Annotated in this window: 9 protein-coding genes; 8 read left to right on the top strand and 1 reads right to left on the bottom strand. The window is 60.9% G+C overall.

Annotation, left to right across the window (positions count from 1 at the left end):
• Positions 1 to 64: 64 nt before the first annotated feature.
• The gene (locus G0D83_RS29405) at positions 65 to 478 is read right to left on the bottom strand and encodes a helix-turn-helix domain-containing protein (protein WP_153218054.1); all 414 of its coding nucleotides are present in this window, start codon (positions 476 to 478) and stop codon (positions 65 to 67) included.
• 76 nt (positions 479 to 554) lie between these two features.
• On the opposite strand from G0D83_RS29405, the gene G0D83_RS29400 reads away from it, so the two are divergent.
• Genes G0D83_RS29400 through G0D83_RS29365 form a run of 8 tightly spaced genes read left to right on the top strand, consistent with a single transcriptional unit; the run spans position 555 to position 5,269 of the window.
• The gene (locus tag G0D83_RS29400; RefSeq protein WP_203595680.1) at positions 555 to 962 is read left to right on the top strand and encodes a mercuric transporter MerT family protein; all 408 of its coding nucleotides are present in this window, start codon (positions 555 to 557) and stop codon (positions 960 to 962) included.
• A 15-nt stretch (positions 963 to 977) separates the two neighbouring features.
• Positions 978 to 1,280: a hypothetical protein gene (locus tag G0D83_RS29395; protein WP_040545980.1), complete on the top strand. Its 303-nt coding sequence runs from the start codon at positions 978 to 980 to the stop codon at positions 1,278 to 1,280.
• A 30-nt stretch (positions 1,281 to 1,310) separates the two neighbouring features.
• Positions 1,311 to 1,562, top strand: coding sequence for a hypothetical protein (locus G0D83_RS29390; RefSeq protein ID WP_072629817.1), 252 nt, complete (start codon positions 1,311 to 1,313; stop codon positions 1,560 to 1,562).
• Positions 1,559 to 1,945, top strand: a complete 387-nt coding sequence (merF, locus tag G0D83_RS29385; protein WP_007803570.1) for a mercury resistance system transport protein MerF — start codon at positions 1,559 to 1,561, stop codon at positions 1,943 to 1,945. The genes G0D83_RS29390 and merF overlap by 4 nt, the downstream gene beginning before the upstream one ends.
• Positions 1,942 to 2,079, top strand: a complete 138-nt coding sequence (locus G0D83_RS29380; protein WP_007803572.1) for a hypothetical protein — start codon at positions 1,942 to 1,944, stop codon at positions 2,077 to 2,079. The genes merF and G0D83_RS29380 overlap by 4 nt, the downstream gene beginning before the upstream one ends.
• 1 nt (position 2,080) lies before the next feature.
• Positions 2,081 to 3,511, top strand: a complete 1,431-nt coding sequence (gene merA / locus G0D83_RS29375) for a mercury(II) reductase (RefSeq protein WP_040545982.1) — start codon at positions 2,081 to 2,083, stop codon at positions 3,509 to 3,511.
• Between the two features lie 22 nt (positions 3,512 to 3,533).
• Positions 3,534 to 4,886, top strand: coding sequence for an NAD(P)/FAD-dependent oxidoreductase (locus G0D83_RS29370; RefSeq protein ID WP_007803574.1), 1,353 nt, complete (start codon positions 3,534 to 3,536; stop codon positions 4,884 to 4,886).
• Between the two features lie 56 nt (positions 4,887 to 4,942).
• A complete protein-coding gene (locus tag G0D83_RS29365) occupies positions 4,943 to 5,269 on the top strand; it encodes a YnfA family protein (protein WP_040546036.1) in 327 nt (108 codons plus the stop codon).
• The last annotated feature ends 177 nt before the right edge of the window (positions 5,270 to 5,446 follow it).

The following is a 5,446-nucleotide window of genomic DNA, read 5'->3' as shown; positions in this document are numbered from 1 at the left end:
GGACTTTTCGGGCTTTCGCTGCGCCGTTCACGAAGGTCCGTTGCCCCCTCTTCTTCAGGGTGGACTAAGCATCGAGTAACGCATCGATCACCGCGCATTCTGGGGCAGCATCGCCGGTGCATCGCGCAACAGTGTCCGACAGGACGCGCTCGATGCGCTGCAGATCGGCAATCTTGGCCTGAACGTCAGTCAGATGATCTTCGGCGATGATCTGCACCTCGGCGCATGTCCGGGATCGGTCATCGACCAGCCCAAGCAGCCCGCGAACCTCTTCGAGAGAAAAGCCTAGATCGCGGGACCGCATGACGAATTTCAGCCGCTTGACGTGGGCATCGTCGTAGCTTCGGTAGCCCTTCGTACTGCGCGGCGGGTCCGGCATGATCCCGATTTTCTCGTAATAGCGAATGGTTTCCAGGTTGCAGCCCGTTGCGCGGGCCAAATCGCCCCGCCGAATTGATCTCACGCTTGTGTTACTCATTGTGCCGAAAAATCCCTTGAGCCTGTATCAACTACAGACCCTAGAACGGTGGAAACATCTGTTCAAGGAAGATTCGATGGAACAACATTTGGCGGAACTTCCGCAATCTCAGTCGCAGAAAATTGGCGACGAAACCACCAAGGGATGGGGCGTGACCGGCCTCGGCGTCCTCGGTGCGCTGGCGATGACTTCTTGCTGCATCCTTCCATTGGTGCTGGTCAGCTTTGGCGTGACAGGCGTGTTCATCGCGCAGCTCGGGGCGCTCTATGCCTACAAATGGTACACCTTCGCGCTGAGCGCCGCGTTTTTGGGATACGGCTTCTACAAGGCTTACAAGCCTGTAGATGCCGAGGCCTGTGCCGATGGCACCTGCGCCCGCCCCATCGACCGCCGCATCATGCGCGCAACCCTCTGGGCCGCTTCCGCGATTATCGCTGTCGCCATGATCTTTCCCTACATCACCCCCTTCATCCTGAAATTCTGAACGAGGACCATGACCATGAAGCATCTCCTGTTATCCGCCCTGGCCATCGTCGCACTCTCGACCCCGGCCCTCGCTGAAGAGCGCCAGGTCGAGATCGCCGTCAGCGAACTGACATGCCCGTCCTGTTCGTTCATTGTTGCCAGCTCGATGCGCGGTGTTCCGTCGGTCGAGATCGCCGCATTCGAGGACGGCCCCGAATACGGGCAGGGTGTTTACAGCGTGACCTACGATGACGCCGAAACTTCCATCGAAAGCATCATCGGCGCGGTGACGGCCAATGGCTATCCGGCGCAGGTGCTGCCCGACACAGCCTCCTGAGCCGCCTGCAATGCGTGACAATCTCCTGCAATGCGTGACAATCTGATGGGTGGCCTGCTGGCCTTCGGAATAGCAGCTCCGGTCGTGGTCGTCTGCTGCGGCGGCGGAACTGCCGTGCTTGCAGCGTTGTTCGGCGGCGTTGGGGCTTGGCTCTCTGGAATGAGTGGCATTGCCGTGCTGGTTTTGGCGGGTCTGACCTACCTGATCGTCCGCGCACTGCGTCGTTCGCAAATGAAACGCGCCTCCGGCCCCGACCCATCACAGAGAAAGACGGCTCCTTGACTGACACACCTGAAAATTCCGACCGTCTGCTGAAATGGGGGCTTGGCGGTGCGCTCTTCGCCGCGCTCTGCTGCTTTACACCGCTTCTGGTCGTCATCGTCGCTGGCGTCGGATTGTCGGCCCTCACGGGCTGGCTCGATTACGCCCTGTTCCCGCTGCTGTTTTTCAGCCTCGCCGTGGTGGCACAGGCCCTTTGGCTGCGCGCTGGCAAACCGGGACCGGCCCCGAAACTTTGGGCCACCGGCCTCGCGGTGGCCCTGTCGATCCTGATCATTCTTCTCGAATTCAGGTTCGCAATACGGATCACAATCGGCGTTTTCGCCGCCACAGCACTCTACGCGGTTCTCCTGAACCGTGCGCAAAAGAAAGGATCGCTCTTATGATGATGGGATGTTGCACCGCCACCGGCATGGTCTTCGGCCTCCTCGGCATGTTGACACCGCTGATCGCCATCGGCGCGGTCATATATCTGCTCGCCGCCAGACCAAAAGACCCCGAACATGGCGAGGCGCGCTGAGATGAAAGACCTGAACAAAACCGACGATGAACAGGGCGGCTATGACCTGATCGTTCTTGGGGCCGGATCGGCGGGGTTCTCCGCCGCAATTACCGGCGCGGATGCCGGAAAGCGTGTCGCCCTCGTAGGACATGGCACCATCGGCGGAACTTGCGTCAACGTGGGATGCGTGCCCTCCAAGGCGATGATCCGTGCGGCAGAGGCCGTGCACTGTGCGGGGGCTGCCAAGCGGTTCCCCGGCCTGTCGGGACGGGCACAAGTGGATGATTGGCAGACGCTCGTTCAGTCCAAGGACGATCTGGTCACGACCCTGCGCCAGAAGAAATACGCGGACCTTCTGCCGGAATATGAGGATGTCGATTACATCGACGCCGGTCCCGCGCGGCTGATCGAAGGTGGCGTGACAGTCGGTGAGCGAACCCTGAAAGCACCGAGGACCATCATCGCCACGGGCGGGCGTCCCGTTCTGCCGACCATCGACGGCATCGAGGAAATCGGCGCGCTCAACAGCACCAGTCTTCTGGAACTCGAAGTACTGCCGAAAAGCCTGATCTTCATCGGCGCGGGCTACATCGGCGCGGAGCTGGCCCAGATGATGAGCCGCATGGGCGTGAAGGTCACGCTTGTCGCCCGTTCGCATCTGTTGCCCGGCGCGGAACCAGAGGTCTCGGAGGCATTGGCGGCGGCGTTCGAGGCCGAAGGCATCACTCTTCTGACCGGGTTAAGCTACGACACTGTGCGCCGCGACGACGCGGGCGTGACACTGCGCGTGATCCAGAACGGAAAGCCTGTCGAAGTGACGGCGGATCACCTCGTTTCGACCGCTGGCAGGCGGGCCAATACCAAAGATATGGGCCTGGACGCAATCGGCGTGGAAACCGACGCGCGTGGGTCCATCGTCGTCGGCGAGGACATGCAGACATCGGTGCGCGGCATCTATGCCGCAGGCGATGTGACCGACCGCGACCAGTTCGTCTATATGGCGGCCTATGGTGCAAAGCTCGCGGCCAAAAATGCGGTTCTCGGCGAAGACCATCGCTACGACAACGCCGCGATGCCCTGGGTGGTGTTTTCCGACCCGCAGGTCGCGGGCGTCGGTCTCGGTGAAGCCCAGGCGCGGGACGCGGGCCTCGACGTCAAGACGTCCATCGTACCGCTCGATCAGGTGCCGCGCGCACTGGCCGCACGCGACACGCGCGGATTGATCAAGCTGGTGGCGGACAGAAAGTCCGACCGGCTGCTTGGCGGCCAGATCATCGCGCCCGAGGGGTCCGATACGATCCAGACCCTCGTTATGGCGCTGAAGTTTGGCATGACCACAAAGGCGCTCGGGGAGACGATCTTCCCCTATCTGACGACCGTGGAAGGGCTGAAGCTGGCGGCGCAAACCTTCGATATGGACGTGGCAAAGTTGAGCTGCTGCGCCGGATGAAGATCAGGACAAGGACCGGAGAATGAATGAAGACTACGACCTGATCGTCATCGGGGCGGGCATGGCGGGCGTGGCCGCGGCCAACAAATGTGGCGCGGCAGGATGGCGTGTCGCCATTGTCGATGCGCTGCCCTACGGCGGCACCTGCGCATTGCGCGGCTGCGATCCAAAGAAAATCCTGCGGCGCGGTGCGGAAATCATGGACGCGGCACGGCTCATGCAGGGCAAGGGGATCGATCCCGGTGATCTGTCGATCAACTGGGCCGATCTGATGGCACACAAGCGTGGCTTCACCGATCCCGTGCCGGACAAGATGGAAAAGGGCCTGTCGGGCAACGGCGTCGAAACCCTGCATGGAGCCGCGCGGTTCACGGGAAGCAACACGCTGGAGGTCGATGGAACGGCATATCAGTCGGAACGGTTCCTCGTGGCCGCCGGTGCCATGCCCAGGCCGCTGAGCTTCACAGGGGCCGATCTCGTGATCGACAGCACGGATTTCCTCAACCTGGAGGCCCTTCCCAATCGGGTTCTTTTTATCGGTGGCGGCTTCGTGTCCTTCGAGTTTGCGCATATCGCCGCACGGGCCGGAGCCAACCCGATCATCGTGGATCGTGGCGCCCGGCCCTTACGCGGCTTCGATCCCGATCTGGTCGAAATGCTGATCGACCGCAGCGGCGGTATCGGCGTGGACCTGATGCGCGAAACCGAAATCGTGTCGGTCTCGGAAGCCAGTAGAGCATTCACTGTCGAGGTAAAGTCGGGCGATGAAACCCGAACAATCGAAACCGATCTGGTCGTGCATGGCGCGGGCCGTGTGGCAGCCCTGGCCGATCTGAATCTTGAGGCGGCTGGTGTTGATTACAGCGACAAGGGCATCGTTGTAGCCCCGCATCTGCAAAGCACGACGAACAGCGCGGTCTTTGCCGCCGGAGATTGCGCCGACACCGATGGCATGCCGCTGACGCCAGTCGCAGTGATCGAAGGGAAGGTCGCGGCCTCCAACATGCTCAAAGACACTCAGACCGCACCGGATTATGCCGGTATTCCTACAGCCGTCTTCACAGTCCCGGAAGTGGCGCGTGTCGGTATGTTGGAAAGTGAGGCAAGGGACGCCGGGTATGATGTCGATGTTCGGTTCACCGACACTGGCGATTGGTATTCGAACTACCGGATCGGCGAGACCTCTGCTGCCGCGAAGGTCCTCGTGGACAAGTCGAACGGCAAGATCCTCGGCGCGCACCTGTTCGGCCCGGAATACGGCGAACTGATCAATTTCTTCGGGCTGGCAATCAAGCTGGGCCTGGCGGCCAAGCAACTTAAGTCGATGACGGCGGCCTATCCAAGTGTTGGATCGGATTTGGGCTCGCTTCTCTGAATTTGAAAGATTTTTCGCAATAGACCCGATCCTCCTCGGAACGTATGTCTGGCCCGATGAAGACGGTTCTTATCTACTTCGCCGCTGCGCTGGCCGAAATTGCCGGATGCTTTGCTTTCTGGGCCTGGTTCCGGCTGGACAAGAGCGTGTTTTGGTTGGCACCGGGCATGCTGTCCCTTGCCGCTTTCGCCTGGCTACTGGCGCTCAGCCCCGCCGATCAGGCGGGCCGCGCCTATGCAGTCTACGGTGGCGTTTACATCGTATCGTCCCTGCTGTGGCTATGGGGCGTAGAAGGGCATCGCCCGGATCAATGGGATGTAGTTGGAGCGGTCATTTGCCTTGTCGGTGCGGGTATTATTCTCTGGGCACCGCGCAGTATTTGAGAGGCAGCCGCAGACGGGGTGAAGCGCTGAATCGTTCGATTAGATCGCCTTTTGGTTCACGCGTTCCGACAACTCGGCGCTGCTTTCCCTCCGCATCGCGGCTGCGATCAAGCAGGTTTTCTACCGCCCTCGAAAGCAGCGATACATCCTTTACGCAGCATCGGTCAAAGTGGGCTC

Source organism: Salipiger sp. PrR003 (assembly GCF_010500785.1).
Taxonomy (GTDB): Bacteria; Pseudomonadota; Alphaproteobacteria; order Rhodobacterales; family Rhodobacteraceae; genus Salipiger; species Salipiger pacificus_A.
This window is presented reverse-complemented; position numbering and strand designations above follow the sequence as displayed.

Excerpts from the sequence above, each read along its gene's own strand:
- G0D83_RS29400 (WP_203595680.1), top strand. The coding sequence starts at position 555 with ATGGAACAACATTTGGCGGAACTTCCGCAATCTCAGTCGCAGAAAATT.
- merA (WP_040545982.1), top strand. The coding sequence starts at position 2,081 with ATGAAAGACCTGAACAAAACCGACGATGAACAGGGCGGCTATGACCTG.
- G0D83_RS29380 (WP_007803572.1), top strand. The coding sequence starts at position 1,942 with ATGATGATGGGATGTTGCACCGCCACCGGCATGGTCTTCGGCCTCCTC.
- G0D83_RS29395 (WP_040545980.1), top strand. The coding sequence starts at position 978 with ATGAAGCATCTCCTGTTATCCGCCCTGGCCATCGTCGCACTCTCGACC.
- G0D83_RS29365 (WP_040546036.1), top strand. The coding sequence starts at position 4,943 with ATGAAGACGGTTCTTATCTACTTCGCCGCTGCGCTGGCCGAAATTGCC.
- G0D83_RS29405 (WP_153218054.1), bottom strand. The coding sequence starts at position 478 with ATGAGTAACACAAGCGTGAGATCAATTCGGCGGGGCGATTTGGCCCGC.
- G0D83_RS29370 (WP_007803574.1), top strand. The coding sequence starts at position 3,534 with ATGAATGAAGACTACGACCTGATCGTCATCGGGGCGGGCATGGCGGGC.
- G0D83_RS29390 (WP_072629817.1), top strand. The coding sequence starts at position 1,311 with ATGCGTGACAATCTGATGGGTGGCCTGCTGGCCTTCGGAATAGCAGCT.